Below are 26,285 nucleotides of genomic sequence, written 5' to 3' on the forward strand. Positions count from 1 at the left end.
AATTTTCAGGCCCGACTATGACAACTTTACGACAGATATTTTCCATTGCTGAGTTAAGGCAGAAGTTATTTTTTACATTTGCTTTGCTTGCGGCCTGCCGGATTGGCGTGTTCATTCCTGTTCCAGGAATTAACGGAGAACGCGCTGTAGCCTACTTTAAACAATTACTAGGTTCTAGCCAGAATTTATTTCAGTTAGCTGATATTTTTTCTGGAGGAGCCTTTGCTCAAATGACGGTTATTGCCTTAGGTGTGGTTCCCTACATTTCAGCATCCATTATAGTGCAACTTCTCCTAGTATTTATGCCATCTATACAAAGAGAAATGCGGGAAAGCCCTGATCAAGGTAAAAGAAAGATAGGTAGATTAACTCGTTTATTTACAGTCGGCTTGGCATGTATACAATCGCTGCTTTTTGCTAAGTTCGCTTTAAAAATGAACATGTCGATTCCTGGTATTGTTCTTCCAACTTTGTTGTCATCTAAATTATTCGGAGCTCCTTGGATATTCTATCTGACAACAGTTATTGTTATGACAACAGGAACATTGTTGCTCATGTGGATAGGCGAACAGATTTCTGATAGAGGTATTGGGAATGGTGTCAGCTTAATTATTAGCCTTGGAATTTTAGCTTCGTTTCCATCTGTTTTGGGATCCATAGTAAATAAGCTAAACCTGGGTTCGCAAGATCCTTCTCAATTAGGTTTATTCTCACTCTTGTTGCTGTGCTTGATTTTTGTATTTGTTCTCGTCACAACGATATTGATTATAGAAGGTGTGAGAAAAATTCCCGTGCAATACGCACGTAGAGTAATTGGTAGGAGAGAAATCCCTGGAGGCGGGTCCTACTTGCCGTTAAAGGTTAACTATGCAGGCGTTATCCCCGTTATTTTTGCTTCGTCTTTGCTAATGTTTCCTGCGACTATAGGACAATTCATGTCTTCGGATTCTTCGTGGCTTAAGCGAGTCGCTATGATGTTATCCCCAGGTAGCTGGGTGTATTCTTCATGTTACGTTCTGCTTATCATATTCTTTACTTATTTTTGGACGGCAACACAGTTCCATCCAGAACAAATTGCTTCTGAAATGAAAAAGAATAATGCCTTTATTCCTGGAATTCGACAAGGGAAGCCTACACAAACGTATTTGGAATATACCATGAACCGCGTTACTTTATTAGGAGCGGTGTTCTTAGCTGTTATTGCCATTTTGCCATCTATTTTGGGACGCGTTCTTAATGTAGATGCTAATGTGAGTTATTTTTTGGGCGGTACAGCAATGTTGATCGTAGTTGGTGTGGTTTTGGATACGATGAAACAAGTGGATGCCTTTTTACTTATGCGTCGGTACGATAGTTTTTTGAAAAAAGATCGTTCCAAAGGAAGGCATTGAAAAATAACAATTTTTGACCTAAGATGCTTATACTACTTTAAGGGAGGCCCTGCGTATGCCACGCATCATTGGAATTGATATTCCTGCGAAGAAAAAACTAAAAATAAGTCTTACATATATTTATGGGATAGGGCCAGCTCTTTCTGAAGAGATTATTGCAAAGCTGCAATTAAATCCTGAAGCTAGGGCTGCTGAATTGACGGAGGAGGAAATAGGCCGCCTCAATTCTCTCCTGCAATCAGATTATGTAGTTGAAGGGGACTTGCGACGTCGTGTGCAGTCAGACATTAAAAGATTGATCTCTATTCACGCTTATCGTGGGCAAAGACATCGTCTTTCATTGCCTGTAAGAGGACAGAGAACAAAGACAAATTCTCGCACGCGTAAGGGTAAGCGTAAAACGGTCGCAGGTAAGAAGAAATAATTTTTTTAGGAGAACGTGTTTTGGTTAAACATCAAGCGCAGAAAAAAGGCGTAAAAAGAAAACAGTTAAAGAATATTCCTTCAGGCATTGTTCATGTTAAGGCTACCTTCAACAATACGATTGTGTCTATAACAGACCCTGCAGGGAATACTATCTCTTGGGCTTCAGCTGGAAAAGTTGGATATTCCGGATCTCGTAAGTCGTCTGCTTTTGCTGCAACGGTGGCCGCACAAGACGCTGCAAAAATTGCTATGAATTCTGGCCTTAAGGAAGTCGAAGTGTGTTTAAAAGGCACCGGAGCTGGTAGAGAATCTGCAGTCCGCGCTCTCATAGCCGCTGGTTTAGTTGTTTCTGTCATCCGTGACGAAACTCCTGTTCCTCACAATGGTTGTCGGCCAAGAAAAAGGCGCAGAGTGTAGTTTTAGGGGAGGAGAAAGGGATGTCGGATTGTTCACAAAATTTACTTTACGATAAATTTGAATTGCCAGAGTCAGTCAAAATGATGGCTGTAGAAGGTAGCGGGGGATCAGTTGATAAGCAGGCGAGTTTCATAGCAGAGCCTTTAGAAAGAGGTATGGGTCATACTTTAGGTAATGCTTTGAGAAGAGCTTTGCTCATAGGTTTAGAAGCTCCTGCAATTATTTCTTTCTCTATGACTGGTGTGCTTCATGAGTACATGGCAATTAACGGAATTATAGAAGATGTAACAAATATTATCTTGAATTTGAAGGGAGCTTTATTAAAGAAGTATCCTTTCCAAGACAGTGAAAATGGCCGTTGTACTCAATTATTAAAGTCTAAAGTTTCTATAGACGCTTCTGATTTAGCTGCCTGTGGTGGTCAGAAAGCTGTTACATTGGCTGATTTGTTGCAAGAAGGCGGGTTTGAATCCGTGAACCCCGATTATGTGATTTTCACTGTGACACAGCCTATGCAATTAGATATTACTTTAAGAGTTGCTTTTGGCAGAGGTTATACTACATCTGAAAGAATTGTCCTTGAGGATAAGGGTGTAAATGAAATTGTTTTAGACGCAGCTTTCTCACCCGTTGTCTTGGTAAATTACTTTGTAGAAGATACTCGTGTCGGTCAAGATACAGATTTCGATCGTTTGATTTTGCATGTAGAAACAGATGGTAGAGTATCCCCTAAGGAAGCTTTAGCCTTTTCTACACAAATTTTAACCAAGCATTTCTCCATTTTTGAAAAAATGGATGAAAAGAAGATTGTCTTTGAAGAAGCCATTTCTCTCGAAAAAGAAAATAAAGACGATATTCTTCATAAGTTAGTTTTAGGTATTAACGAGATCGAGTTATCTGTAAGATCCACAAACTGTTTGTCTAATGCAAACATTGAAACCATAGGGGAATTGGTGATTATGCCAGAGCCTCGCTTGCTACAGTTCAGAAACTTTGGTAAAAAGTCTCTCTGTGAGATTAAAAACAAGTTAAAAGAAATGAAGTTAGAATTGGGCATGGATCTTAGTCAGTTCGGCGTTGGTTTGGACAACGTAAAAGAAAAAATGAAGTGGTATGCCGATAAGATTCGGTCTAAAAACGGTAAGGGATAATTAAGTCTATGCAACACGCTAGAAAGAAATTTAGAGTTGGTCGTACTTCTGCGCATAATCGTTGTATGTTAGCTAACATGTTAAAATCTCTAATCCACCAGGAAAGAATAGAAACTACTTTGCCTAAAGCAAAAGAGTTGCGTCGTCATGCAGATAAGATGATTACTTTAGCTAAGAAAAATACATTGGCTGCAAGACGTTTAGCTGTTGCTAGGCTAATGATTCGATACAATAAGTTGACAAGCAAAGAAGCTCGTCAAGCTAAAGGTGGTGACTTGTCGGTGTATAACGTAGATCGTAAGGTGATCAATAAGCTATTCGATGAGTTAGGTTCTCGCTTTGTCTCTAGAAATGGTGGCTACACTCGTATTTTGAAAATGCAAAATAGAGTTGGTGATAATGCACGAAAGTGTATTATAGAATTTTTAGCTAATTAGACTGTTTTTTTTGTAACACTGACTACTAGGGAATAGCGATGAAAGTTGTAATTAACGGTTTTGGTCGGATAGGAAGATTAGTTTTAAGACAATTTCTGAAAAGAAATTCTTCTATCGAAGTTGTGGCTGTTAATGATCTTGTCCCAGGAGAAGCGTTAACATACCTGTTTAAATATGATTCTACTCACGGCCGCTTCCCAGCAGAAGTATCTCATGAAAATGGCTGTCTCGTTGTTGATGGTCGTAGAATTCAATTGTTAGCTCAATCTGACGTTCAAAAGCTTCCCTGGAAGGATCTAGGTGTAGATATTGTCATCGAAAGTACAGGTTTGTTCACTAAAAAAGAAGATGCAGAAAAACATCTCGCTTCTGGTGCTAAACGTGTTTTGATTACAGCTCCTGCAAAAGGTGATGTCCCCACATTTGTCATGGGAGTAAATGAACATAAGTTTGATCCTGAAAAAGATCTAATTATTTCTAATGCTTCCTGTACTACAAATTGTCTCGCTCCCTTAGCTAAGGTTTTATTGGATAGTTTTGGTATAGAAGAAGGTTTAATGACCACCGTGCATGCCGCTACAGCCACACAAAGCGTTGTAGACGGTCCTTCAAAAAAAGATTGGAGAGGTGGTAGAGGCGCTTTTCAAAATATCATTCCTGCTTCTACTGGAGCTGCGAAAGCTGTTGCTCTATGTTTGCCTGAACTCAAGAATAAATTAACTGGGATGGCGTTTAGAGTTCCTGTGGCTGATGTTTCTGTAGTTGACCTTACTGTAAGATTGCAGAAGTCAACCTCATATGAAGAAATATGTAAGGTTGTTAAAGAAGCTTCAGAAGCTCATTTAAGTGGGATTTTAGGTTATACAGATCAAGAAGTCGTTTCTTCTGATTTTATAGGATGTGAATATTCTTCTATATTTGATGCCGGCGCAGGGATAGCCTTAACTGATCGCTTTTTCAAACTAGTTGCTTGGTATGATAATGAGATAGGATATGCAACCCGCATAGTTGATTTATTAGAGTATGTAGCAAAGAACTCTAAATAAAAGGTTAAATTCGTGTATTTTACAAGAGATCCAGTTATTGAAACTGTTATTACTTCGAGGGAAGGGTACAAACTGTCAATTCGTAACACTAAGCAGCTTTCTCAGGATCCTTTTGTTGTTGAAGCAGTTGAAGTGATCTCTTTAGGGAATACGTGTTTTCTCCGCAATTGTGATCATAGCAAACCGTTTATCGTTCCTGCTGGCGATTATGAAGTGATGGAAGTCCGAGATACTAAGATCAATCTTAAAGCTGTAGGTTTAGATCGCGGTATTAAAATTGCAGGAGGTCGAGAAGCTTTAATTAAGTTACCTAAAGCAGCTCCTGTAGCAGTTGTGGAAGAAAGCGTTTCGGAAACCGTTGCAGTTGAAACTCCTCTAGAAACTCCTGCGGCACCTGCTCCTCATTCTACAACGAGAAAAGAGAAAAAGGAGCATAAGGGAGATAAATGGAAAGAGAAGAAAAAACAAGGGCGTAAGAAAACTAATAAAGAAGTATCGGAAGTAGTAGGATCATCTCAAGAGATTATTGACACTGTTACTGAAGAACTTTGGGAAGAATCACAAGAAAATAAGTTAGGTGAGCAGAAGAAGTTTTCGTTACTACCTCCTCCAGAGAAATTAATTTCTGAGATCATTTCTCAAGCCGTCTCTGATCCTACAGCGACCTCCGCAGATTTGGATGAGTCTTTACAAGCATTAGTTACTGAAAGTTCCGATGTAATCAATACTTTATTGTCAGGTGATCAGACGATTATTTTCCCTGAAGAAGAAATAGAGACAGCGAATGCTTGCGAACAGTCTTTGCCCTCTTCTTTCCCAACAGAAGATGAGTAACGATTCTTTAGGATATTTTTACTCGTCTTCTCTTTGAAAACCATTGATCTAGAAAGTAGCATTTGATAAGATTCTAACTTGTATTTTTGGTTTTTTCTTTCAAGTAAAGGTTTCCAGAAATTATAAATTCGAGTCTTTTCATTTATTTAGTTAATAATTGATACGACTCTTCATTATTGCTCAGATGGTGGAATGGTAGACACTAGGGACTTAAAATCCCTTGGGCGCAAGTCCGTGCAAGTTCGAGTCTTGTTCTGAGCAGCTTTTCTTTTTGTTTAGATCTTAACTCATATCTACGTGTTCACCGTTCATATAGAGAAGGTGATTGGCTTTTTTCCCCACAGTGAATTTTTTATGACACTCTAAAGTTTTGTGTTCACACTAGGAAATATAAACTTAGATTTTCTGGATTTTTCTGATTGCTTTTTCTTGGCTGTGAAGTTGAGACAATAACTCTCTCCTGTGCTATAAACCAGAAAAATCTAATTAATATCTTAGAGGTATCCTTTGCGGCGGCTCTTATTGGCAATTAAGCTGCATCTAACTTCTATGTGGTCTAGCAACTCCACCTGTTTTTCTTCAAATCATTACGACATATATTCAAGATCTATGCTTCTGTTGCTCTGTCGATGGAAAGATGCAGACATCATGGAATGGGAATACGCATGTACTGCTTTGGCAGATATTTGTAGCAAAATGAGTGGACAACTTCTCGCCAATAAATCAGAAGTTGTACAAGCAGCGCTTCCTAACGAACAAGATATGCATGCGGAATGGACATATCGATTTTCAGCTTTAGAGAGAGAATTTGCATCTCGAGCTGAGATGAGAAATTCTGAAATTGAGAAGTTGAAAAATGAAAACAATTGGTTACAACATCGCCTTGCTGAGAAGTTGCAACAAGTTCGTCACCAAAATGATATCATTGATGAGTTGAAACGCGATTTGGTGGAAAGTGTGCAACAAACAGAGATTAGTGAAGGAAGGCGTCTCTGTTATGAACATAAAATTAAGATCCTCGAGGAACAGTTAGACAAGGTAACTTTATCTAAGATTCCTGAAACAGATATGTTTGAACAAAGGCATGCAGCATGTCTGTCACAAGAAGATCAAACTACAAAGTATCAAGAAGAAATAGCCAGGTTAAATCTCGAGCTGCAATGCTACAGAAATTCTGATTATACAAATGTAGAAGCAGAAAAGATCGTACAGATTCACGATGAATTAGTACAAAAGAAGAAAGAGATAGCCCTCTTACACGATCTTGTTGAAGAGCAGCACTGCCATATACAGACTCTTAGTAAGCAGTTGGGAGTCGAGGATGTTGTGCATGTGTCTCATTTAAAACAGCTGCTAGGAAGAGATTTGGACTGTAATCCATGTATGCAGGAATCACAATGCGGTTCTTAGAAATCTTACCTAAGAATTTCTAGTTGTAATTATATAGAACTCACATAGAATAAACCCTACACATCCCATTAGGGGAACTTTTTAGAAGCCTGTACACGGATTTGTTTATGACGCAATTGATTATGGGGATAGATCCTGGAACTTTAGTTTCTGGATATGCAATTATCCTTGTTGAGCAGCGTTACAAGATCCGAGCTCATAGCTACGGGGCGATTCGATTATCTTCCAAAGATTCATTAACACAACGTTATAAGCAGCTTTTCCAAACATTATCTGGAGTATTAGATAATGTTACTCCCGATGCTGTTGTGCTTGAAACCCAATATGTTCATAAGAATCCTCAAAGTGCTATAAAGTTAGGCATGGGACGAGGAGTCCTCGTTTTAGCTGCTGCTTTACGAGATATACCCGTCTTTGAATATACTCCCAATGTAGCCAAGAGAGCTGTTGTAGGTAAGGGAAATGCAAGTAAACAGCAAGTGCAACTTATGGTGAGTAAGATTTTAAATATTCCTGATGTTTTAAATTCGGATTGTGAGGATATTGCAGATGCATTTGCATTAGCGATATGCCACGCGCATACTTCTGCATATACTTGTTTGGGAGTTCGATAATGTACGACTATATTCGTGGTGTGCTTACTTATATCAGTTCAAGCACTATGGTGATTGAAAGTCAGGGATTGGGATTTAGTATTTTTGCTCCTGAGAGATGGCTGATCGAACTGTCAAGTCAACTACACCGAGAGCTTATAGTGTATACGTATACTGTTGTTCGTGAAACTGAGCATGTTCTCTATGGATTTCATACTCGTGGAGAACGCGAGTGTTTCCGTATGTTAATCTCCTTTTCAGGAGTGGGACCTAAGACAGGTTTAGCGATTTTAAATACATTTTCTCTTAGCCAATTGTGTTCTATAGCTCGTGCTGAAGATATAAAAGCTATAGCTTCTGTTCCGGGCATAGGTAAGAAAACTGCTGAGAAGCTTATGGTCGATTTAAAGCAAAAGCTTGCAGACTTACTCCCTTTAGATGCACAAATACTCGCTTCTTGGGAACCAGCAAAACCTTCTTGTATGGAAGAAGGAATACAAGCTTTAGCAGCATTAGGCTATCCAAAATCCTCGGCAGAGAGAATGATCGCCGAAGCTATGAGCGAGCTTCCAGATCATGCGTCAGTAGCAGAAATTCTTCCTATTGCTTTAAAAAAGAATTTACAGGGGTTGAACAAGATCTAGACTTTCCTGAAGATCGTGGTATAATTTCCTCCACCATTTACTACATGTTGTTTAAGGAGATTATATATACATGGAACAAACGCTATCAATTATCAAACCTGATTCTGTTGGTAAGGCTCATATTGGTGAGATTATTGCTATCTTTGAAAAATCAGGATTTCGCATAGCTGCTATGAAAATGTTGCATTTATCAGTGAAAGAGGCAGAAGGCTTTTACGCTGTTCATAAATCGCGTCCATTTTTCCAAGAGTTAGTGGATTTTATGATTTCTGGTCCTGTAGTGGTTATGGTTCTTGAAGGGAATAATGCTGTAGCTCGTAATAGAGAAATTATGGGAGCAACAAATCCTCAAGAAGCTGCTCCAGGAACTATCCGCGCTCAGTTTGGTGAGTCTATAGGAATTAATGCAGTTCATGGTTCTGATAGTTTGGAAAACGCTGCGATAGAAATTAACTATTTCTTCAGCAAAGTCGAAATAGTGAATTCTGCTGCTTAATCAGAAATACTTTTACAGTAAGATTGTGGATTTCCTGTGTGGTTTTTCTAAGATGTCTTTCAGTTCATTCTTTGAAAGAGTTTCCCAGACAAAACGACTACTTGCAGAGGTTTTTAACTTATTGAAAAAACTTTCTTTAGTAGGGAACCACGGACGAATAGTCGTCAGAAAATCTTGGTGTAGACGTTGTTTTCTGTATGATGGTTGCTTTTGGGGTATTGGTAAATAACGTGAGAGCTTATTTATATCCATATCCCAGAGAAATGTCGTATGGTGTACCCAACGAGATTTCTGGATATATTGAGCATTACCCGCAATTTTTTTCTCTCCCAGGGTATAATCATTCTCATGTAAAGCAAATGTCTCTGGGAAAATAGGAGCATAGATACCGTAAGACCATTGCATGAGATCTTGAGACTGCGCCATATGCTGGGAATGCATAATCCAAGTGACGAATAAACTGTTGTTATCGATAAATACCGTGCCGCCACCACTGTAGCGCTTAATTATAGGTATATTATCAGATCGTAACTCGGAGATATAAAGGTCTTCACTGGGTTGCCTGGAAATGCCGAGAACTACAGCTTCCGGTGTATTAAAATTAATAATACATACGTTTTCTTTGTAGTTGCGAAGAAGGGCTTCTTCTATTTGCAGTTGCTCAAAGATGGTCTTCCCGGAAAGATTTAAGAAAATACACTTATTGGTGAGCATGTTTTTTTACAGCAACCATCAACACTTGAATATCAGCACAGGCAATTCCTGATATTCTTGATGCAGACCCTATAGTTCTTGGGGTAAATTTCGCTAGCTTTTCTCTAGCTTCTAAACTTAAAGAAGAAATACTTTGGTAGTCTATATCTTCAGGAATAACCATATTCTCTGACTTGGATAGACTATGAATCAAAGCCTTCTGGCGATCTATGTATCCTGCGTACTTAATTTCCATTTCTAATGAAGCATTCAGCGTAGAACCATAGTCCCGAATGTCTTCAGGGAATGCTTCCCTGAGCGTGTCGTAGGATACTTCTGGACGACATAGAGCCTTCGCTAAGGAAACAACAGAGTTCCCATACTTTTTAAATGTCTTGCTTAAACGTAGCTTCTCTTCTTCTATAATTTGTTTTTGATTTTCAAAAATCTCGTAACGCTCTTTACTTAATAATCCTAAATCACGACCGTAGTGAGACAAACGTAAGCAAGCGTTATCTTGCCTTAGAAGAAGGCGGTGTTCTGCTCTCCCTGTGAACATACGGTAAGGCTCGTCCAAGATTTGAGTTGTCAGGTCATCTAACATAACTCCAATATACGATTCTTGCCGCGAAGGAATAAAAGCAGGTTTTTTTAGTACTTTGTTTACCGCATTAATACCAGCGATCAACCCTTGCGCTGCAGCCTCTTCGTAGCCCGTTGTTCCGTTGATTTGTCCGCATAAAAATAAGCCTTCTATTAGCTTACTTTCTAAGGTAGGGTAAATCACGTTCCCATGAACATAATCATATTCAATGGCATAAGCAGGACGCGTGATGATAGCATTTTCTAATCCAAGAACTGAACGGATCATGTCGTATTGTACATCAAAAGGCATAGACGTAGACAGACCGTTTACGTAGACTTCCTGAGTATGAATCCCTTCAGGTTCTATGAAGATATGATGGCGCTCTTTATCAGCGAATTTTACAATTTTATCCTCAATAGATGGACAGTATCGTGGGCCTATACCTTCTATGCGTCCTCCATAAAGAGCGGAACGGTGAATGTTGGCCGCAATAATATCCTTAGTCTTTTCTGTAGTGTGGGTAATGTAACAAGATACTTGAGGTAGGGGAGGAACAAATGGCTCACTTCTGTGCACAAAACCTACGCCGGGATCACCGGGTTGTTCTTCAGTTACAGAAAAATCTATAGAGGAAGCAAGCAAACGCGGAGGCGTGCCTGTCTTTAATCTACTGATTGGGAAACCACGTTCTTTTAATGCTAGTGATAATCCTGTGGCCGCAGGATCCCCAAGACGTCCTCCAGGGAAATTAAGATCCCCAATATGAATTAAACCACGCATAAACGTCCCGGAAGACAGAATCACTGTTTTCCCTAAGTACGTGATACCTTCTTTTGTTGTGACGCCTTGAATAACGTTCTCATTGTCCAGCAAAGACTCCACTGTACCTTGCATGATATGTAGGCCTGGAGAGCTCTCTAATAAGCGTTTCATATGAATATGATACATTTGCTTATCAACTTGAGCTCTTGGCGCACGGACGGCAGGACCTTTGGTCTGATTCAAGATACGAAACTGTATCCCAGACTGATCAGTAACTTCTGCCATGATACCGCCCAGAGCATCGATTTCTCGTACAATGTGCCCTTTCCCGATACCACCAACAGCAGGGTTACAACTTAACTTAGCAATAGTATCTAAGTTTGAAGATAGAATGAGTACGGAGGCCCCCATTTTTGCAGAACAAAATGCAGCCTCGCAACCTGCGTGCCCAGCTCCAACTACAATGACATCGTAATTAATTGGGTGAGTCCACATAAACTAGCAATTATTTATTTTTATGACGGTCTCTTCGGCGTCTTTTGTTACGCTTATGTTTAGCGATTTTAAGTCTTCGTTTTTTTTTAACAGATGACATAGTCTTTTTTTATTGTTAGCGTATGAATATGTGTGTGATAAGATTTTTTCTCAATTAGGAAAAAATCACTAGAATGGCTAGATGCAAACTACAACCATTCCTCGGATACCTAAAGTTAATTAAGCACACTTTGTTTCTCTGTTGTACTTATCCGCAATCTCAACACACTAAGTACATCCTAGGTTTGCGGCATCTATTTTGCTCACAGGAAACAACAGGAAAAATGTTACTACAAAGATATTTTGTGGTCCACTAACGATTTTTGCCCTATCTCGTCAAAGAAATAGAACGAGTTTGTTTCATATTCCTAAATTGGAATTTTTATACAAAATACTTAGCCGAAATTATAAAAACTTTTGTTTTAACCGTTGAATTCAAAAGCAGCGTAGTTTCTAAATCTTGCAAGTTCTTTTTCGAAAACTAAAGGCACAGAACCTATGGAACCATGACGATTTTTAGCCACGATCAGTTCAGCTGTTCCAGGTTTATCATTAGGATCATAGTATTCTCTACGCAATAAGAACATAACCAAGTCGGAATCTTGTTCGATACTTCCACTTTCCCTGAGGTCACTCATCATAGGTCTGTGGTTAGTTCTGTCTTCCACTTTTCTAGATAGCTGGGATAAACAGAGAATAGGAATATTTAACTCTCTTGCCAAAGTCTTCAGCATCCTTGAAATCTCAGAGATCTCAGTTTGACGACTTTCTACAGAACGTAAAGTTCCAGATCCAGAAAGAAGCTGTAAGTAGTCAATAATCAAAAATTGAATATCATAACTTTCTTTCATTCTTCTAGCTCGAGCACGAAGATCAGTCACTTTTAATCCAGGTTGATCATCTATAAGCAAGGTGTGCTGTTGCATTTCATTTACCACAGAAACAATACGTTGAAAATCCTGACCAGATAAGTCACCAACATTGATTTTTCTAGATTCTACTTCAGATCGAGAGCATATGATTCTGTGAATTAGCTGATCCACAGTCATCTCTAGAGAAAAAATTCCTATGGGCAGTTGATTTTGAAAACACATATTTTCTGCAATATTTAAAGCAAGAGCCGTTTTCCCCATAGCAGGTCGAGCTGCAAGAATCATTAAATTCGATGGCGAAAAACCGTTAATCATTTTATCGAGATCGATGAAATGCGTAGGAATACCAGAGATAGGTAAGGCATCGTCACTTTGAGCGTATTGTTGAAAAAACTCTTGCTTCTCTTGTAGCTGTATAAGGAAAGGTTTGTCTTGAGAAGAGGTCAAGCCCTGTAGTTTATCAGCAACGAGAACGTATTGCGAGAGAGAGGTTGTTTGACTGATTTTAAATAAAGCATTTTGAGCTTCATCTAAAGCAACAGCAACGTCTTTTGGTTCTTCTATAGCTTTTTTCTCTATTTCCTTAGCAGTTTGGATCATTTTTCTTAAGATCGATTTAGAAAGAATGATCTGGATATATTCTTCAATATAGGCCGCTGTTCCTGCAAAATCTGCTAAGGTGATTAAGTAGCTAGGACCTCCAATGACCGCGAGTTGATTTCTTCGTTTAAGTTCTTCTCCAGCGAGATGCACATCTATAGGTTTATCATGTTTAAAGGCATCCTGAAGAACTCGGAAAATGATTTTATGTTCAAGATAGTAAAAATCGTCTTCATTTAGCTGGTTGGCTGCTAAGTTAAGATAGTTGACTCCTGTTAACATGCACCCTAGAACAATCATTTCTGATTCTTTAGAATTAGGTGGGCTAGGTAGAGTAGGGGGAGGAGTCTTTTCTATTTGAGTTGACATGATTTTTATGACGTGATCTAAGTGCAAGCATCTTTAGAGATCAGGTTAGGATATCGAAAATATATGCTCAAGTTATAAAGGCTGCGAAACCAATAAAGTTTCCGTTAAGCGTTTAGAGGAAGCTGAAAAATACGCGATAGAAATTACTAGATCACTAATACTAGCTTGCAATAGAATAAGCCTCTTCTTTTAGAACAGAGCTTGGGCTTATCCCGCTCTTTGTCTATGGGATTGAAAAAATAAACCAGAAACCCTAGCCTAAAAGTTCACTTGCTTTCATTAAAGATAGGAATTATTCTACTTTATTGAACAGGAGGACGGTAAGGTTTTTCACTAAGGAACTCTATATACTCCTTGACTTAAGGAAAGATGACTGAGTGGTCGAAAGTACGTCCCTGCTAAGGACGCGTACCCCTAAAGGGTACCGAGGGTTCGAATCCCTCTCTTTCCGTTTTTTTCAACAGAGTTCGTAATAAAATTGACTAGTTGCTCTTTTTCTTTAAAAATTTTCTAAAATATCAAATAGGTGTCCATGTAAGGTAATCTAGCAGGTAGCCGTTAAGGAAAAGAACTCTCTTCTTGCCTGTAGAGTTGGCTTATCCTATAATGAGCTCTTTTAGATTATTTATAAGATTCCTTAATAAAGATCGCGTTAGCCAAAATCATGAGACAATTTTGTAACTTACTTTCTCTATCACGTGTGTGGCTAGCTCTATTCTTTTATCAAGAGAAGATTCATCTACGTCTATTAATCATTTTGGGAGCCATGGCCAGCGATGTGTTAGATGGCTATCTTGCTCGTCGCTACAAAGCGACTAGTCGCTTTGGTTCTATGTTGGATCCTCTTACTGATAAGTTCTTTGTGTTTGTCTGTGTAGCCATTCTTTATTGGGAAAGATCCCTTTCTCCTGAACACCTCCTCCTTATTTTTGCTAGAGATATCTTTCTTGTCTTATTTGGCATTTACCTTTCTGTTGTTAGAGGATGGAAGGGCTACGATTACCGTGCTCTCTTTTTCGGGAAAATCTTCACAGTAGTTCAATTTATTATTTTACTCGGGGTCACCGCGGGTGTACAGATTCCTGTAATCGGGCTAGCACCACTGATTGTCCTTGGGTTTCTGTACTTTCTAGAGAGAGTCATAGATTACAGAAAACAGTGTCTTCATTAGGGGGTTGTGGTAATTCTTTTTTTTAAAGAAGGAGAAAAGAATCTCGAAGGAACAGCTTGTGTTTTAGGCTGTGTTTAGCTACAATGGTCCTTTGCATTTTGTTGTAGTCTTTTAAATATGCCTTGCCGTTTGCTCAGCAACAAGTATTATAAGAACTGTATAAGTTCAAAGTCTTTTAGGCATGATTTACCATCTGTTTACAAATCTTTATGCTCTATAATTTTGGGAAGGAGTTTATGCAGTCATCAGAGATGAAACCCTTTTCAAGACTGCGGGCGTACTTCTGCCCCATATATCGATCAGAATTTCCAAAATTTCTTCCTCTTTTCTGGCTAGCCTTTTTCGTAGGATTTAATTATTGCCTCCTGAAAAGTATGAAAGATACTTTAGTGGTGGTAGGGTCTGACGCGGGTGCGGAAGTTATACCGTTCTTGAAAGTTTGGGGGATAGTGCCTGGAGCCGTTATCGTTACCATGATTTACGGTTGGTTAAGTAATCGGTGTCCAAGAGACACCGTTTTTTATTCCTTCATAGGTACTTTTCTAGGTTTCTTTTTCTTATTCGCCGTAGTGATTTACCCTATGGGGGATGCTATACACTTGCATTCTGTTGCGGATAAATTACAAGAATTACTGCCACAAGGGCTACGCGGTTTTATTGTCATGATTCGCTATTGGAGCTATAGCCTCTACTATGTCATGTCGGAACTGTGGAGTTCAGTAATTCTTTCAACCCTCTTTTGGGGGCTAGCTAATGAAGTCACTAGTATAAAGGAAGCAGGACGGTTTTATGCCCTAATTAATACGGGGTTAAATCTATCTTCCGTATTGGCGGGAGAAATTTCCTATTGGATGGGGAAACACACGTTCTTTGTTTGCCCTTTCGTCAAGGATAAGTGGCACGAGGTTATGCTTAACCTCACCATTTTAATCGTTTTAGCTGGATTAAGTATGATCTGGCTGTATAGAAAAGTTCACCTCCTCACAAAACATACCTACAATTTCTCAGCCTATTCATCTTCAGAATCTATAACAGAAGGATCGTCTCAAGTTGAAGAGAGTGTAGCTAGTGCAAAGGCTAAGAAAAAGACGAAAGCTAAAGCGAAGAATCTCTTCCTTTATCTTATTCGTTCTCGATACTTGTTAGGTCTGGCGATCATAGTGTTATCCTACAATCTCGTTATTCACTTATTCGAAGTTGTTTGGAAAGATCAAGTTAGCCAAATTTATAGTTCCCACGTGGAATTCAATAGCTATATGAGTAGGATTACGACTTTGATAGGGATTGTTTCCGTCTTGGCTGCTATTTTCCTTACTGGACAAAGTATCCGGAAGTGGGGTTGGACAGTAGGAGCGTTGACTACACCAATAGTGATGTTGGTCACCGGCGTGTTGTTCTTTGGAGCGATATTTGCTGTGAAGAAAGATGTTATGATCTTTGGCGGTCTTTTCAATACGGCGCCTTTGGCGATAGCTGCGTGGATAGGTGGTATGCAAAACGTATTTTCTCGTGCCGCTAAATTCACATTCTTTGATCAAACTAAGGAAATGGCTTTTGTTCCCCTGCCAAATGATCAGAAGAACTTGGGTAAAGCTGCTATTGATGGTGTTGTATCTCGGATAGGGAAATCAGGAGGTTCGTTGATTTATCAAGGGCTTTTGATTATCTTTTCCTCTGTTGCAGCAAGTCTCAATGTGATTGCTGTCGTACTTCTTTTAATTATGATTGTTTGGATAGCTGTTGTTGCTTTCATAGGAAGAGAGTACAACATTAAAGAAGCTGATGCCGTTGCTGCCAGTTCAGGTGCAGATTCTATGGTGTCAGATATGGCTATCAGTAAGACTCCTGGAGAAAATTCTAATCAGGAAGAAGTCGCGATACTATGATTTAAAGGGCGTTTACGCCCTTTTTATTCATATTCTTTTTGATCTTTAAGCTTTCCCTCACATACCTTATTATATTTGTTCTATAAATTTTTGACGTTACGGGTGTTTATGAAAACGTTTTGGCATTTTATGTCTAAAGGCTTCCTATCAATTCTAGGTTTATCTCTGGGTGTAGTTCTTGCTTTCTTTGTTACTGTGATGTTGGTTGTTTCTACCTCTGGAATGCACGACTCACAATTTGTGAATATGCCTGATGCTAAGGGAGAAGTCAAAGATGTAGGCAAAGATGCTCCCATTATTGCTGTATTGGAAATGAAGGATGTGATTGCTTCTAGCAAACACACCGCAAAAATCATTCAAGAGGCAATTACAACATTAGATTCCCCACCATACAAAGATAGAGTGAAGGGCATAATCATCGATATGGATTGCCCTGGAGGAGAGGTATTCGAAATTTCTCGAGTCTATTCAACAATTCAGTTTTGGAAACAGCGTACGCAATGTCCTGTTTACGTTTTTGTCAACGGTCTGTGTGCTTCCGGTGGGTATTATGTTGCTTGTGCTGCGGACAAAATTTATTCCACATCGTCTTCTTTAATAGGGTCTATAGGAGTGCTTTCAGGGCCATATTTTAATGTCAAAGAAGGCTTATCTCGTTATGGTGTGCAAAGCGATTTGCTTATCGCAGGGAAAGATAAAGCCCCTATGAATCCTTATACAGAGTGGACAGCTAAAGATCGTGAGATTCGTCAAGAAATTATAGATTATCTTTATGGTCAATTTGTCGATGTTGTGGTCACAAATCGCCCGCTATTAACTAAAGATAAGCTTGTTAGCGTGTTAGGTGCCCGTCTATATTCACCTGAAAAGGCTTTAGAAGAAGGTTACATTGATGTAACGAACGTAACTAAACAACAAGTCTTACAAGATTTAGTCGCCGATTGCAAAATTGAAAATAACTACCGTGTGATTGGTTTAGGCAGTGATGGCTGGTTGAAAAGAGTTATGTCATCAATAACGAACAGCCCTGTAATCACAGGAAAGATTCAACATGAGTTGCTCCCAAGCTTAGATAATTCCATAAGTACATTTTACTACTTAGATTCGTGATTCTGATTCATAGGGCGGAGAGAATTAGTGAGAAAGGTCTTTATTTTAGATGCTTCAGGATTTGTTTTTAGAGCATATTTTGCTCTCCCTGATATGAAAAATTCTTCAGGAGAAGGAACTCAAGCCGTGTTTGGCTTTATTCGTTCTATGAATAAATTAATAAAAGAATTCTCTCCTAAGCATATGGTTGCTGTGTTTGATGGTCCAAACAACAAACAGAGTCGTAGAGAAATTTATGCGGATTATAAAATTCATCGGGAGAAACAAGATGAGAATCTCTACCAACAAATTCCTATAGTTAAAGAATATTGTCATTTACTCGGGTTACGTTATTTAGAAATAGAAGGCGTTGAAGCTGACGATGTTATAGCGAGTATCACAAAGCAGGCAGTTTCAGAAGGATGTGAAGTTTGCCTATGTACCGCAGATAAAGATCTACTCCAACTTGTAGGCCCGAATGTTGTGGCCTGGAATCCTTGGAAAGCTGGACCTCCTATCGATGAAAATAGTGTTGTAGATATCTATGGTGTCCCCCCGAGCAGAATAGCCGATTATCTGGCTTTGGTGGGGGATACCTCAGATAATATTCCAGGAGTCTCTGGTTGTGGACCTCAAAAAGCTACAGCTCTGTTACAAAAATATCATTCTGTTGAAGGTATTCTGGAACATCTTGATGAATTGACAGGTTCCACTCATAAAATGATCTCCGAACAAAAAGATGTATTGTTATTAAGTAAGGACCTCGCTGTATTAGATAACAATGTACCTCTTCCTATGGGCATAAGTGGATTTGCCTTTCCTCTACACGAGGTGCCCCAGGAAGAAATCAATACCTTCTACATGCGTCATGGTTTTAAAACCTTGGTCCAACCAGTCGAAGAAGCGTCAAACATCGATATAGAGATCATTCATAGTTGTCAGCCCTTAGTTCGTGTCTTGTCTACTTTACAGGGAAAGAGTGTCGCTTTTTCTGTAGGGTACAAGGGGAACTTTCTTCCCTCTCTTACGTTAATGGGAGTCGCTTTAGCCTGCGATGAACAAGTGTATTACGTTGATATAGAACATGCCCAAGACGATGTCATCACGCCATTACGCGATTTCTTCAAAAGAAAAGATACTGAATTTTACGGTTATAATATCAAGAGGGATAACCATGCGTTAAAAAATGCTGGCATTCACATTCATAATATAACCCTGGATTTAGCCTTAGCAGAACATTTGATCAACGGTGGAGCGAAGATTTCTTACCAAACACTTCTCGTTGATCATGGGTTAGTAGAGTCTGCAGGTAAGTATGGAAAGGAATGGGGACAATTAAGTCTCCCTATATTGAAATCCCCCGCCAAACCTGCGGAATATTTCGGAGAATTTGTTTCTCATCTGCCTAAAATCAAAAAATCACTGTTAGAAGAATTAAAAGTCAAAGGACTAGAAGATCTATTTTTCAACATGGAAATGCCCCTAGAGAAAGTCCTATTCACGATTGAAAGAAATGGGATGCCACTAGATGTGGAGGATCTTCAAGAGCTTGAGAGAACTTTATCAGAGGAATTAGCAATTCTTACTGATGATATTTATACAGTAGCTGGGACGTCTTTTAATATTAAATCTCCTAAGCAGTTGTCAGATGTTTTATATAATAAATTAGGCCTAACACCTATAGATAAAGCTCGATCAACGAAGGCAGAAGTTTTGGCAGCCTTATTAGGAGAGCACGAAATAGTTGAAAAAATTTTAGCATTTAGAGCTATTGAGAAGTTACTCTCTACCTATGTTAAAGCTTTGCCTAGGCAAATAGATCCTCATACTTCTAGGATACACCCGACATTTAATCAGATGGGGACAGTCACAGGTAGGTTGGCTTGTCAGGATCCAAATTTACAGAGTATTCCTATACGCTCTGAGCGAGGAAGATTGTTAAGAAAAGCGTTCTGTGATACGCGTCAGAATAATTATTTTTTATCTGCAGATTATTCTCAAATTGAGTTAAGATTCCTGGCGCATTTGAGTCAAGATGAGTCGTTGAGGTTGGCGTTCGCGTCGCGAGAAGATGTCCACACATTTACAGCTTCTCAGGTATTTCATGTGCCTTTAGAAGAAGTCACCAAGCAACAGCGCATGCAAGCAAAAACTGTAAATTTTGGTATTATCTATGGGCAACAAGCTTATGGACTCTCTAAGATTTTAAAAATCAGTGTTTCTGAAGCTCAGAAGTTAATAGATGCATATTTTGATCGTTATCCTGCAGTAGCTCGTTTTATTAATGAAACGATAAACGAAGCTTGTGAAAATTTGCGTGTAAAGACGTTACTGGGACGAGAAAGAATCATTGACAATTGGACAGAGTTTTCGAACTCTCGTGCTGCTTCAGGTCGTCTTGCCGTTAATACCCGCATTCAAGGTAGCGCAGCTGAATTGATCAAGTTAGCGATGCTACAGCTTGCTGCTGCGTTGGAAAAACGCAAATTAAGAAGCCGTATGCTGTTACAAATACATGATGAATTGATCTTTGAAGTCCCTGAGGAAGAAAAAGAAGAAGTGCAAACTTTAGTGCGAGATATAATGGAATCTGCAATGATTTTATCTGTCCCATTAGTTGTGAATATCTTAATTGGAAAAAATTGGGCAGAATGTTAGAATTGCTAAAAGTTTCTATTACAGGGGATCTCTCTTCGGGAAAGACTGAGGCGTGTAGGGTTTTTCAAGAGCTGGGAGCCTATGTAATTAGTGCTGATAAAGTTTCGCATAGTTTCCTTGTTCCTCACTCGCACATAGGTCGTCGCGTTATAGATCTCCTGGGACCAGAAGTTGTTATTGACAATACATTTGATAGAAAAGTCATAGCAGAAAAAGTTTTTGGTAATTTAGATCTGCTGCAAGCTTTAGAAGCTATTTTGCATCCTGAAGTTTGTCGAATTATTGAAGAGCAGTATTGTCAAGTCGCTAAAGAGCGAAAGTACCCTCTGTTCATTGCTGAGGTGCCTTTGTTGTACGAAATACATTATGCGAGATGGTTTGATCGTGTAATTCTAATTACAGCTGATGAGAATATTCGTAGGGAAAGGTTTACCAAAAAAACTAATTGTTCTGATTTAAATTTTTATCAGAGATGTGCACGGTTTTCTTCTCATGAGGAAAAAATGATGCATGCCGATATTGTTATCGAAAATAACGGTACTAAAGAAGAATTACGTCATAAAGTTGAAGAATATTTTTACGCTTTAAAGGGAGCACTATGAAAGAAGAACGTTCTTCAGAAGTCTTGCCAAAGGTCAAAGAGAATAGAAAACATGCGTGTCCTGGGTTGCAAGAGAAGTCTTTTGCGGGAGAATGTGCAGTAGTTGCGGATGTAGTTAATGAAAATCAACCTGTAACTATTACAAAAATTGCCAAATTGCAAAGGATGGGAATTGAAGAGCTTAATGTATTGGCTCGTCAATATGGAGTGAAGAACATCGGGTCTCTCACTAAATCTCAAGTGGTATTTGAGATCGTTAAAGCAAAGTCTGAACGTTCAGATGAGCTTTTAATCGGAGAGGGAGTTTTGGAAGTTCTTCCTGATGGGTTTGGCTTTTTAAGATCACCTACCTATAACTATCTCCCTTCTGCTGAAGATATTTATGTTTCCCCAGCTCAAATCCGCAGATTTGATTTAAAGAAGGGAGACACAATTATAGGCACAATACGTTCTCCAAAAGAGAAAGAAAAGTATTTTGCTTTATTAAAGGTAGATAAGATCAATGGATCTACTCCAGACAAAGCTAAGGAACGAGTCTTATTCGAAAACTTGACCCCTCTATACCCAAATGAAAGAATTGTTATGGAAATGGGGAAGGAGCACCTCGCTGAGCGAGTGTTAGATCTTACGGCACCCATAGGGAAAGGACAAAGGGGACTTATTGTAGCGCCTCCACGTTCTGGAAAGACAGTAATTTTACAGAGCATAGCGCACGCTATTGCAGTCAACAACCCGGATATCGTTCTCATTGTTTTGTTAATTGACGAGCGCCCAGAAGAAGTGACCGATATGATTCGACAGGTGCGCGGTGAAGTTGTGGCTTCTACGTTTGATGAGCAGCCTGAAAGACATATTCAAGTTGCAGAAATGGTTATAGAAAAAGCTCGACGTTTAGTTGAACACGGAAAGGATGTCGTGATCCTTCTTGATTCTATTACACGTTTAGCGCGAGCTTACAATACCGTGCAACCACATTCTGGAAAGATTTTAACAGGCGGCGTAGACGCGAGTGCTCTACATAAGCCTAAGAGATTTTTCGGAGCAGCAAGAAATATCGAAGGCGGCGGATCATTAACCATCTTAGCTACTGCGTTGATAGATACCGGTTCTAGAATGGATGAAGTCATTTTTGAAGAGTTCAAAGGTACAGGAAATATGGAACTGGTATTAGACCGTCGTCTTTCTGATCGAAGAACCTACCCAGCAATTGATCTTATTAAGAGTGGGACAAGAAAAGAAGAATTACTTTATCACCCTAGTGAATTGGAAAAAGTTTACCTTTTCCGACAGGCAATTGCAGATCTTACTGCGATTGACGCTATGCATCTGCTATTAGGTAGATTAAAAAAGACAAATAGTAACGCAGAATTTTTACTTTCTTTAAAAGAATAGGCTGAAAGGTCACACTACTTCTATTTTTTAACACCATCTACATGTTAGCTGAGAATCCTGAAGCCTACAGTCTTAACCATAAGACTGTAGATCTTGTTCTCCATATGCGCCTGCTCAAATCCCATTGACGATTTGGCAGATCCTAAGGTGATTGATCTTTGTCAATTACATAGTTTCATCGTCTTTACCCGTATCCAGAGAACATGGCTCTATTGGTGTCATCGGTAATCAAGTACAAACTGCAAAATAGTTTTTTCGATGAGACTTATTTGCCAATGAGAATGTCAGGAAAAACTAGTAGGGAAGTCTCTCCCCCAGAGAGATATTTTTCTGGTAATACTTTCTCTAGAATTTCCTGAGCTTGTTGGTAATATGTAGGGAGTTGTGCAACTGGTAAAGAAGCTTGTGCAGGGCTGTAGATTCCTAAGTATTCTTTTTTTTGAAAGATAGCCACAGTTAAGGGATACTCATGGATGTTCTCTAATCCCTTAGATAGGGGAATACCAAAAAATAAACGAATAAGCATATCTTTGCGCTTATAATGAGAGTTTTTGTATTTTGTCAAAAAAACGAGAGGATACTGGGTAATGATGAGCTTTGAAGAAAAGCAACTCCGTGATCATGCTGTAATGAACCTATATCGTATAGGAGCAATACAATTCGGTGACTTCAATCTCGCCGATGGTCAGACAACTCCTATTTATGTCGATATGCGGCTAGTGATTTCTTGTCCTAACGTTTTACAAACGATAGCTTCTCTGATTTGGTGCTTACGCCCCTCCTTTAATAGTAGCTTATTGTGTGGTGTTCCCTACACTGCCCTTGCTTTAGCTACCTGCATATCTCTGAAATACAATATCTCTATGGTGTTGAGAAGGAAAGAACTCAAACATTCAAGCCAAACAGATAGAATAAAAGTTGAAGGATTGTTTTCCCCAGGGCAAACGTGCTTAGTCATTAACGATGTTGTCGCTTCAGGTCAATCCATTTTAGAAACAGCTAAGGCTTTAGAAGATGAAGGTTTAAATATTCGAGAATCTTTAGTTTTTCTAGATCGACAGGTCGGGGGAGCCGATGCCTTAAAAGATGCAGGGATAAAATTAAGATCCGTATTTACTCTTGAAGAATTAGTGCAGTCTTTACTTTCCAAATGCGAATTAAAAGAAGCGGACGCGGCCATAGCTTCTACACTTTTAAAAAGTTTATAATATGATTCGTTTTTTTATTTTGTTAAATAACAAAAGCTTGGTTTTGTTATTAATTTAATATAATTATATTCTAGTTAGTTTGTGTAGTCTTTTTATTTGATTCTAATTTAAAATTGGAATTACAGAAGGCAGGGCAAATGATAGAAAATGATTTTCAGGGCTATCCCTCAAGTTATCAAGTTTCTCATTTTTATCGAGATAAGGTTGGTGTTATTGTTTTATGCGGTGGAGAAGGAAGAAGATTATCTCCTCTCACCTGTTGGCGTTGTAAACCAACTGTGTCTTTTGGAGGTAGGTACAAATTAATCGATGTGCCTATTTCACACGCTATAGCTTCCGGATTTTCGAAGATTTTTGTGATAGGTCAGTATCTTACATATACCTTACAACAGCACCTCATGAAGACCTATTTTTATCACGGTGTACTTCAAGATCAGATACATCTCCTTGCTCCTGAGGGCCGCGATGGGAGTCAAGTGTGGTATCAGGGGACGGCAGATGCTATTCGTCAAAATCTTCTCTATCTCGAAGATACTGAGATAGAGTATTTTCTAGTTTTGTCCGGAGATCAACTCTACAATATGGATTTCCGTAGGATAGTAGACTATGCTTTGTATGCAAAGTCAGACATGGTCATCGTTGCCCAGCCAATCCAAGAAAAAGATGCCTCAAGAATGGGGGTATTACAAATAGACAAAGATGGAAATCTTTTAGATTTCTATGAAAAACCCCAGGAACAAGAAATCCTAAACCGTTTTCGACTCTCGCCTGCAGATTGTCGTAGACATAAGCTAGATCCTCAATATGGCAATTTTTTAGGCAATATGGGAATCTACCTTTTCCGAAGAGAGAGTCTGTTCCAACTCCTCCTAGAAGAACCAGGGGATGATTTCGGTAAGCATCTTATTCAAGCACAAATACAACGGGGCACCGTAAAAACTTTTCTTTATGATGGGTATTGGACGGATATCGGTACCATCGAATCTTATTACGAAGCCAATATAGCTTTAACTCAAAGGCCAAGACCTCATGTCCGTGGATTGAACTGTTACGACGATAGAGGCATGATCTATAGTAAAAATCATCACCTTCCAGGGACGATAGTTTCTGATTCCATGATTTCGAATTCTTTGCTTTGTGAAGGTGCTGTTATCGATTCTAGTAAGGTATCTCATAGTGTTGTGGGAATTCGTGGTGTGATAGGAAAAAATTCTGTGATCGACCATTCTGTTGTTATGGGGAATGACCGCTATGGGAATACGTTGCAGACTCCTTTAGGTATAGGCGATAATTGTGAGATTTATAAAACAATTATTGATGAGAATTGTAGGATCGGTAACGGAGTGAAATTGACGAATATTAAAGGATATAAAGATTATGATTCTCCGGATGGGAAGCTAGTCGTTAGGGATGGAATTATCATCATTCCTCGGGGAACGAGGATTCCTAATAATTATACATTTTGATCAAAGATTTTTATCATTCACACTATACTTTTCCTGTTTTTCTCTATCGAGATTTTAGCACGATATCCAGTAGAATATCCTTTGACATTCATAGCGCACGGATTGCCCTGATTTATGCAGATATATGGTATAGCAGATTTACATTTGGCTATCGGAGTCCCAGAAAAGACAATGGAAGTGTTTGGTCAGCCTTGGATTTCCTACCACGAAAAAATCCGTGAAAGATGGCAGCAAACAGTCTCTCCCGAAGATATAGTTTTGCTTCCGGGAGACATCTCTTGGGCGATGCATATTGAAGAAGCGAAAGAAGACTTCTCCTTTCTAGGATCCTTTCCAGGAACTAAGTACATGATTCGTGGAAATCATGATTACTGGAGTTCTGCATCAGTAACGAAAATAGCGCAAGTCCTTCCCGAAAGTTTATACTATCTAGCTCAAGGTTTTTCTATAATACAACCGAATATGGCTGTTGTCGGTGTAAGACTTTGGGATAGCCCAACTATAAGAATAGCTTCGCAATGTTTCCAATCTTCACCTCCTGAAAAAGCTCGGGAATATAACGAGAAAGATGAGAAAATTTTCTTAAGAGAACTGGGGAGATTGCAAAGAGCTTTAGAAGCTGTCCCTAAGAATATCGAGCAAATTATTGTTATGACACATTATCCGCCCATCAGTAGTGACGGATCTCCGGGACCCGTCTCACAGATGCTAGAAGCAGATGGAAGAGTGTCTCATTGTCTATTTGGTCATATGCATAAAGTGCGAGCCCCCTTAGAGGGATTCGGACACATTCGTACTATAGAATATAGATTAGTGGCCGCTGATTATATAGATTTTATTCCCCAGGTTATAATTTGAAAATTCTTGCTGGCAAATACAAAGGAAAGTCTTTAAAAACTTTCTCTAATCCTTCAGTCCGTCCTACTTGTGGCGTGGTCAAAGAGGCCGTGTTTAACATCTGTTCTGTCTATGTTGAGGACGCGAGATTTTTAGATCTTTTTGCTGGAGTGGGATCTGTGGGGTTTGAAGCCTTAAGTCGCGGAGCTGCTTCAGTAACTTTCGTAGATTCTTCTGCACAATCTGTCCGATTAATTCGGGCAAATAGCCAACTTTTGCACCCGAATTTGCCAATTACAATTATCAAACAAGAGGCAAGGTCAGCAATTCAACGGTTGGCCAAAAAGAACATGTCGTTTGACCTCATTTACATAGATCCTCCCTATAATCTTGAAGATAGCTATCTTGCCGCCGTATTGCGTGATATCGTGGTCGGTGGGATTTTAGATAAACACGGGTGCTTATTTTTAGAAAATGCTTCTATGGAACCCATCCTTGTTGAAGGTCTAATACGAAAACGTAGTAGGAAACTGGGAGGCACATGTTTATCAGAATATGTTTTCGAAGACAGTTCTAATTAGGATAGTGAAAATTTCTCCATAAAATTCTTAACATTAAACAGCTAGTATGTTTTCTGTTTTGATAAACAGGTTTTTTAGCCCTTAAGCCATTCTTTCGAAAAGTTTTTATTCAAAATTTATCTTGGAGAGCATGCT

The 26,285-nt window shown here is 39.1% G+C and carries 26 protein-coding genes and 2 tRNA genes; 23 read left to right on the forward strand and 5 right to left on the reverse strand.

Features of this window, described 5'->3' with window-relative positions:
* The first annotated feature begins 17 nt into the window (after positions 1 to 17).
* The 12 genes from secY to ndk all read left to right on the forward strand — a co-directional run bounded on the left by secY (position 18) and on the right by ndk (position 8,845).
* Positions 18 to 1,391 (forward strand): preprotein translocase subunit SecY, encoded by a 1,374-nt coding sequence (gene secY, locus CHAB577_RS00590; RefSeq protein WP_011096834.1) that lies wholly within the window; start codon positions 18 to 20, stop codon positions 1,389 to 1,391.
* Between the two features lie 55 nt (positions 1,392 to 1,446).
* The gene (gene rpsM, locus CHAB577_RS00595; RefSeq protein WP_006342787.1) at positions 1,447 to 1,815 is read left to right on the forward strand and encodes a 30S ribosomal protein S13; all 369 of its coding nucleotides are present in this window, start codon (positions 1,447 to 1,449) and stop codon (positions 1,813 to 1,815) included.
* Positions 1,816 to 1,835: 20 nt separating this feature from the next.
* Entirely contained in the window at positions 1,836 to 2,234 is a 399-nt protein-coding gene (gene rpsK, locus CHAB577_RS00600) for a 30S ribosomal protein S11 (protein ID WP_011096835.1), read from the forward strand.
* A 20-nt stretch (positions 2,235 to 2,254) separates the two neighbouring features.
* A complete protein-coding gene (locus tag CHAB577_RS00605; protein WP_006343782.1) occupies positions 2,255 to 3,385 on the forward strand; it encodes a DNA-directed RNA polymerase subunit alpha in 1,131 nt (376 codons plus the stop codon).
* A gap of 8 nt (positions 3,386 to 3,393) precedes the next feature.
* The gene (rplQ, locus tag CHAB577_RS00610) at positions 3,394 to 3,822 is read left to right on the forward strand and encodes a 50S ribosomal protein L17 (protein ID WP_006342790.1); all 429 of its coding nucleotides are present in this window, start codon (positions 3,394 to 3,396) and stop codon (positions 3,820 to 3,822) included.
* A 38-nt stretch (positions 3,823 to 3,860) separates the two neighbouring features.
* Positions 3,861 to 4,868, forward strand: a complete 1,008-nt coding sequence (gene gap / locus CHAB577_RS00615) for a type I glyceraldehyde-3-phosphate dehydrogenase (protein ID WP_011096836.1) — start codon at positions 3,861 to 3,863, stop codon at positions 4,866 to 4,868.
* A 12-nt stretch (positions 4,869 to 4,880) separates the two neighbouring features.
* Positions 4,881 to 5,702 (forward strand): GrgA family transcription factor, encoded by an 822-nt coding sequence (gene grgA / locus CHAB577_RS00620; RefSeq protein ID WP_011096837.1) that lies wholly within the window; start codon positions 4,881 to 4,883, stop codon positions 5,700 to 5,702.
* A gap of 178 nt (positions 5,703 to 5,880) precedes the next feature.
* Positions 5,881 to 5,963: transfer RNA gene (locus tag CHAB577_RS00625), tRNA-Leu, on the forward strand.
* A gap of 387 nt (positions 5,964 to 6,350) precedes the next feature.
* On the forward strand, positions 6,351 to 7,112 hold the full coding sequence (locus tag CHAB577_RS00630; RefSeq protein ID WP_173024168.1) for a hypothetical protein: 762 nt from the start codon (positions 6,351 to 6,353) through the stop codon (positions 7,110 to 7,112).
* Between the two features lie 107 nt (positions 7,113 to 7,219).
* On the forward strand, positions 7,220 to 7,726 hold the full coding sequence (gene ruvC / locus CHAB577_RS00635; RefSeq protein ID WP_011096839.1) for a crossover junction endodeoxyribonuclease RuvC: 507 nt from the start codon (positions 7,220 to 7,222) through the stop codon (positions 7,724 to 7,726).
* Complete coding sequence (gene ruvA, locus CHAB577_RS00640; RefSeq protein WP_011096840.1) at positions 7,726 to 8,349, forward strand: Holliday junction branch migration protein RuvA; 624 nt, start codon at positions 7,726 to 7,728, stop codon at positions 8,347 to 8,349. The genes ruvC and ruvA overlap by 1 nt, the downstream gene beginning before the upstream one ends.
* A 70-nt stretch (positions 8,350 to 8,419) precedes the next feature.
* Positions 8,420 to 8,845 carry a nucleoside-diphosphate kinase gene (gene ndk / locus CHAB577_RS00645; RefSeq protein WP_006343788.1) on the forward strand — a complete coding sequence of 142 codons (426 nt, stop codon included), beginning with the start codon at positions 8,420 to 8,422 and terminating at the stop codon, positions 8,843 to 8,845.
* 12 nt (positions 8,846 to 8,857) lie between these two features.
* On the opposite strand, the gene CHAB577_RS00650 is transcribed toward ndk, so the two are convergent.
* From CHAB577_RS00650 to dnaB, 4 genes are all read right to left on the reverse strand, one after another.
* On the reverse strand, positions 8,858 to 9,559 hold the full coding sequence (locus tag CHAB577_RS00650) for a lipoate--protein ligase family protein (protein WP_011096841.1): 702 nt from the start codon (positions 9,557 to 9,559) through the stop codon (positions 8,858 to 8,860).
* Complete coding sequence (gene mnmG / locus CHAB577_RS00655; RefSeq protein ID WP_011096842.1) at positions 9,546 to 11,381, reverse strand: tRNA uridine-5-carboxymethylaminomethyl(34) synthesis enzyme MnmG; 1,836 nt, start codon at positions 11,379 to 11,381, stop codon at positions 9,546 to 9,548. The genes CHAB577_RS00650 and mnmG overlap by 14 nt, the downstream gene beginning before the upstream one ends.
* 10 nt (positions 11,382 to 11,391) lie before the next feature.
* On the reverse strand, positions 11,392 to 11,481 hold the full coding sequence (locus CHAB577_RS05350) for an AURKAIP1/COX24 domain-containing protein (protein ID WP_072667724.1): 90 nt from the start codon (positions 11,479 to 11,481) through the stop codon (positions 11,392 to 11,394).
* A gap of 361 nt (positions 11,482 to 11,842) precedes the next feature.
* On the reverse strand, positions 11,843 to 13,261 hold the full coding sequence (dnaB, locus tag CHAB577_RS00670; RefSeq protein ID WP_041461304.1) for a replicative DNA helicase: 1,419 nt from the start codon (positions 13,259 to 13,261) through the stop codon (positions 11,843 to 11,845).
* A gap of 363 nt (positions 13,262 to 13,624) precedes the next feature.
* On the opposite strand from dnaB, the gene CHAB577_RS00675 reads away from it, so the two are divergent.
* From CHAB577_RS00675 to rho, 7 genes are all read left to right on the forward strand, one after another.
* Positions 13,625 to 13,712 (forward strand) — tRNA-Ser (locus CHAB577_RS00675).
* Positions 13,713 to 13,925: 213 nt separating this feature from the next.
* Positions 13,926 to 14,432: a CDP-alcohol phosphatidyltransferase family protein gene (locus CHAB577_RS00680; protein ID WP_011096844.1), complete on the forward strand. Its 507-nt coding sequence runs from the start codon at positions 13,926 to 13,928 to the stop codon at positions 14,430 to 14,432.
* Positions 14,433 to 14,668: 236 nt separating this feature from the next.
* Positions 14,669 to 16,318: an NTP/H+ exchange transporter Npt2 gene (gene npt2, locus CHAB577_RS00685; protein ID WP_011096845.1), complete on the forward strand. Its 1,650-nt coding sequence runs from the start codon at positions 14,669 to 14,671 to the stop codon at positions 16,316 to 16,318.
* 108 nt (positions 16,319 to 16,426) lie between these two features.
* A complete protein-coding gene (locus CHAB577_RS00690; RefSeq protein ID WP_041461305.1) occupies positions 16,427 to 17,428 on the forward strand; it encodes a S49 family peptidase in 1,002 nt (333 codons plus the stop codon).
* Between the two features lie 27 nt (positions 17,429 to 17,455).
* A complete protein-coding gene (gene polA / locus CHAB577_RS00695; RefSeq protein WP_086393199.1) occupies positions 17,456 to 20,065 on the forward strand; it encodes a DNA polymerase I in 2,610 nt (869 codons plus the stop codon).
* A complete protein-coding gene (gene coaE / locus CHAB577_RS00700) occupies positions 20,059 to 20,667 on the forward strand; it encodes a dephospho-CoA kinase (protein WP_041461306.1) in 609 nt (202 codons plus the stop codon). Before polA ends, coaE begins: the two co-directional genes overlap by 7 nt.
* Positions 20,664 to 22,058, forward strand: a complete 1,395-nt coding sequence (rho, locus tag CHAB577_RS00705) for a transcription termination factor Rho (protein WP_006342805.1) — start codon at positions 20,664 to 20,666, stop codon at positions 22,056 to 22,058. Before coaE ends, rho begins: the two co-directional genes overlap by 4 nt.
* A gap of 265 nt (positions 22,059 to 22,323) precedes the next feature.
* Here rho and CHAB577_RS00710 read toward each other — a convergent pair whose 3' ends face one another.
* On the reverse strand, positions 22,324 to 22,584 hold the full coding sequence (locus CHAB577_RS00710; RefSeq protein ID WP_006343797.1) for a hypothetical protein: 261 nt from the start codon (positions 22,582 to 22,584) through the stop codon (positions 22,324 to 22,326).
* Between the two features lie 61 nt (positions 22,585 to 22,645).
* Here CHAB577_RS00710 and CHAB577_RS00715 point away from each other — a divergent pair, with 61 nt between their 5' ends.
* The 4 genes from CHAB577_RS00715 (at position 22,646) to rsmD (ending at position 26,150) form a co-directional block, all read left to right on the forward strand.
* Entirely contained in the window at positions 22,646 to 23,266 is a 621-nt protein-coding gene (locus CHAB577_RS00715) for an orotate phosphoribosyltransferase (RefSeq protein WP_035395243.1), read from the forward strand.
* 137 nt (positions 23,267 to 23,403) lie between these two features.
* A complete protein-coding gene (gene glgC, locus CHAB577_RS00720) occupies positions 23,404 to 24,732 on the forward strand; it encodes a glucose-1-phosphate adenylyltransferase (protein ID WP_041461307.1) in 1,329 nt (442 codons plus the stop codon).
* A 114-nt stretch (positions 24,733 to 24,846) separates the two neighbouring features.
* Complete coding sequence (locus CHAB577_RS00725; RefSeq protein ID WP_011096851.1) at positions 24,847 to 25,590, forward strand: metallophosphoesterase; 744 nt, start codon at positions 24,847 to 24,849, stop codon at positions 25,588 to 25,590.
* Positions 25,587 to 26,150, forward strand: coding sequence for a 16S rRNA (guanine(966)-N(2))-methyltransferase RsmD (rsmD, locus tag CHAB577_RS00730; RefSeq protein WP_011096852.1), 564 nt, complete (start codon positions 25,587 to 25,589; stop codon positions 26,148 to 26,150). Before CHAB577_RS00725 ends, rsmD begins: the two co-directional genes overlap by 4 nt.
* Positions 26,151 to 26,285 lie beyond the last annotated feature (135 nt).

Source organism: Chlamydia abortus (genome assembly GCF_002895085.1).
In the GTDB taxonomy this organism is placed as follows: Bacteria; Chlamydiota; Chlamydiia; order Chlamydiales; family Chlamydiaceae; genus Chlamydia; species Chlamydia abortus.

Bases quoted from the DNA above. Each gene is read 5' to 3' on its own strand.
- secY (WP_011096834.1), top strand. From the start codon at position 18: ATGACAACTTTACGACAGATATTTTCCATTGCTGAGTTAAGGCAGAAG.
- rpsM (WP_006342787.1), top strand. From the start codon at position 1,447: ATGCCACGCATCATTGGAATTGATATTCCTGCGAAGAAAAAACTAAAA.
- CHAB577_RS00605 (WP_006343782.1), top strand. From the start codon at position 2,255: ATGTCGGATTGTTCACAAAATTTACTTTACGATAAATTTGAATTGCCA.
- rplQ (WP_006342790.1), top strand. From the start codon at position 3,394: ATGCAACACGCTAGAAAGAAATTTAGAGTTGGTCGTACTTCTGCGCAT.
- gap (WP_011096836.1), top strand. From the start codon at position 3,861: ATGAAAGTTGTAATTAACGGTTTTGGTCGGATAGGAAGATTAGTTTTA.
- CHAB577_RS00630 (WP_173024168.1), top strand. From the start codon at position 6,351: ATGGAATGGGAATACGCATGTACTGCTTTGGCAGATATTTGTAGCAAA.
- ruvC (WP_011096839.1), top strand. From the start codon at position 7,220: ATGACGCAATTGATTATGGGGATAGATCCTGGAACTTTAGTTTCTGGA.
- ruvA (WP_011096840.1), top strand. From the start codon at position 7,726: ATGTACGACTATATTCGTGGTGTGCTTACTTATATCAGTTCAAGCACT.
- ndk (WP_006343788.1), top strand. From the start codon at position 8,420: ATGGAACAAACGCTATCAATTATCAAACCTGATTCTGTTGGTAAGGCT.
- CHAB577_RS00650 (WP_011096841.1), bottom strand. From the start codon at position 9,559: ATGCTCACCAATAAGTGTATTTTCTTAAATCTTTCCGGGAAGACCATC.
- mnmG (WP_011096842.1), bottom strand. From the start codon at position 11,381: ATGTGGACTCACCCAATTAATTACGATGTCATTGTAGTTGGAGCTGGG.
- CHAB577_RS05350 (WP_072667724.1), bottom strand. From the start codon at position 11,481: ATGTCATCTGTTAAAAAAAAACGAAGACTTAAAATCGCTAAACATAAG.
- dnaB (WP_041461304.1), bottom strand. From the start codon at position 13,261: ATGTCAACTCAAATAGAAAAGACTCCTCCCCCTACTCTACCTAGCCCA.
- CHAB577_RS00680 (WP_011096844.1), top strand. From the start codon at position 13,926: ATGAGACAATTTTGTAACTTACTTTCTCTATCACGTGTGTGGCTAGCT.
- npt2 (WP_011096845.1), top strand. From the start codon at position 14,669: ATGCAGTCATCAGAGATGAAACCCTTTTCAAGACTGCGGGCGTACTTC.
- CHAB577_RS00690 (WP_041461305.1), top strand. From the start codon at position 16,427: ATGAAAACGTTTTGGCATTTTATGTCTAAAGGCTTCCTATCAATTCTA.
- coaE (WP_041461306.1), top strand. From the start codon at position 20,059: ATGTTAGAATTGCTAAAAGTTTCTATTACAGGGGATCTCTCTTCGGGA.
- rho (WP_006342805.1), top strand. From the start codon at position 20,664: ATGAAAGAAGAACGTTCTTCAGAAGTCTTGCCAAAGGTCAAAGAGAAT.
- CHAB577_RS00710 (WP_006343797.1), bottom strand. From the start codon at position 22,584: ATGCTTATTCGTTTATTTTTTGGTATTCCCCTATCTAAGGGATTAGAG.
- CHAB577_RS00715 (WP_035395243.1), top strand. From the start codon at position 22,646: ATGATGAGCTTTGAAGAAAAGCAACTCCGTGATCATGCTGTAATGAAC.
- glgC (WP_041461307.1), top strand. From the start codon at position 23,404: ATGATAGAAAATGATTTTCAGGGCTATCCCTCAAGTTATCAAGTTTCT.
- CHAB577_RS00725 (WP_011096851.1), top strand. From the start codon at position 24,847: ATGCAGATATATGGTATAGCAGATTTACATTTGGCTATCGGAGTCCCA.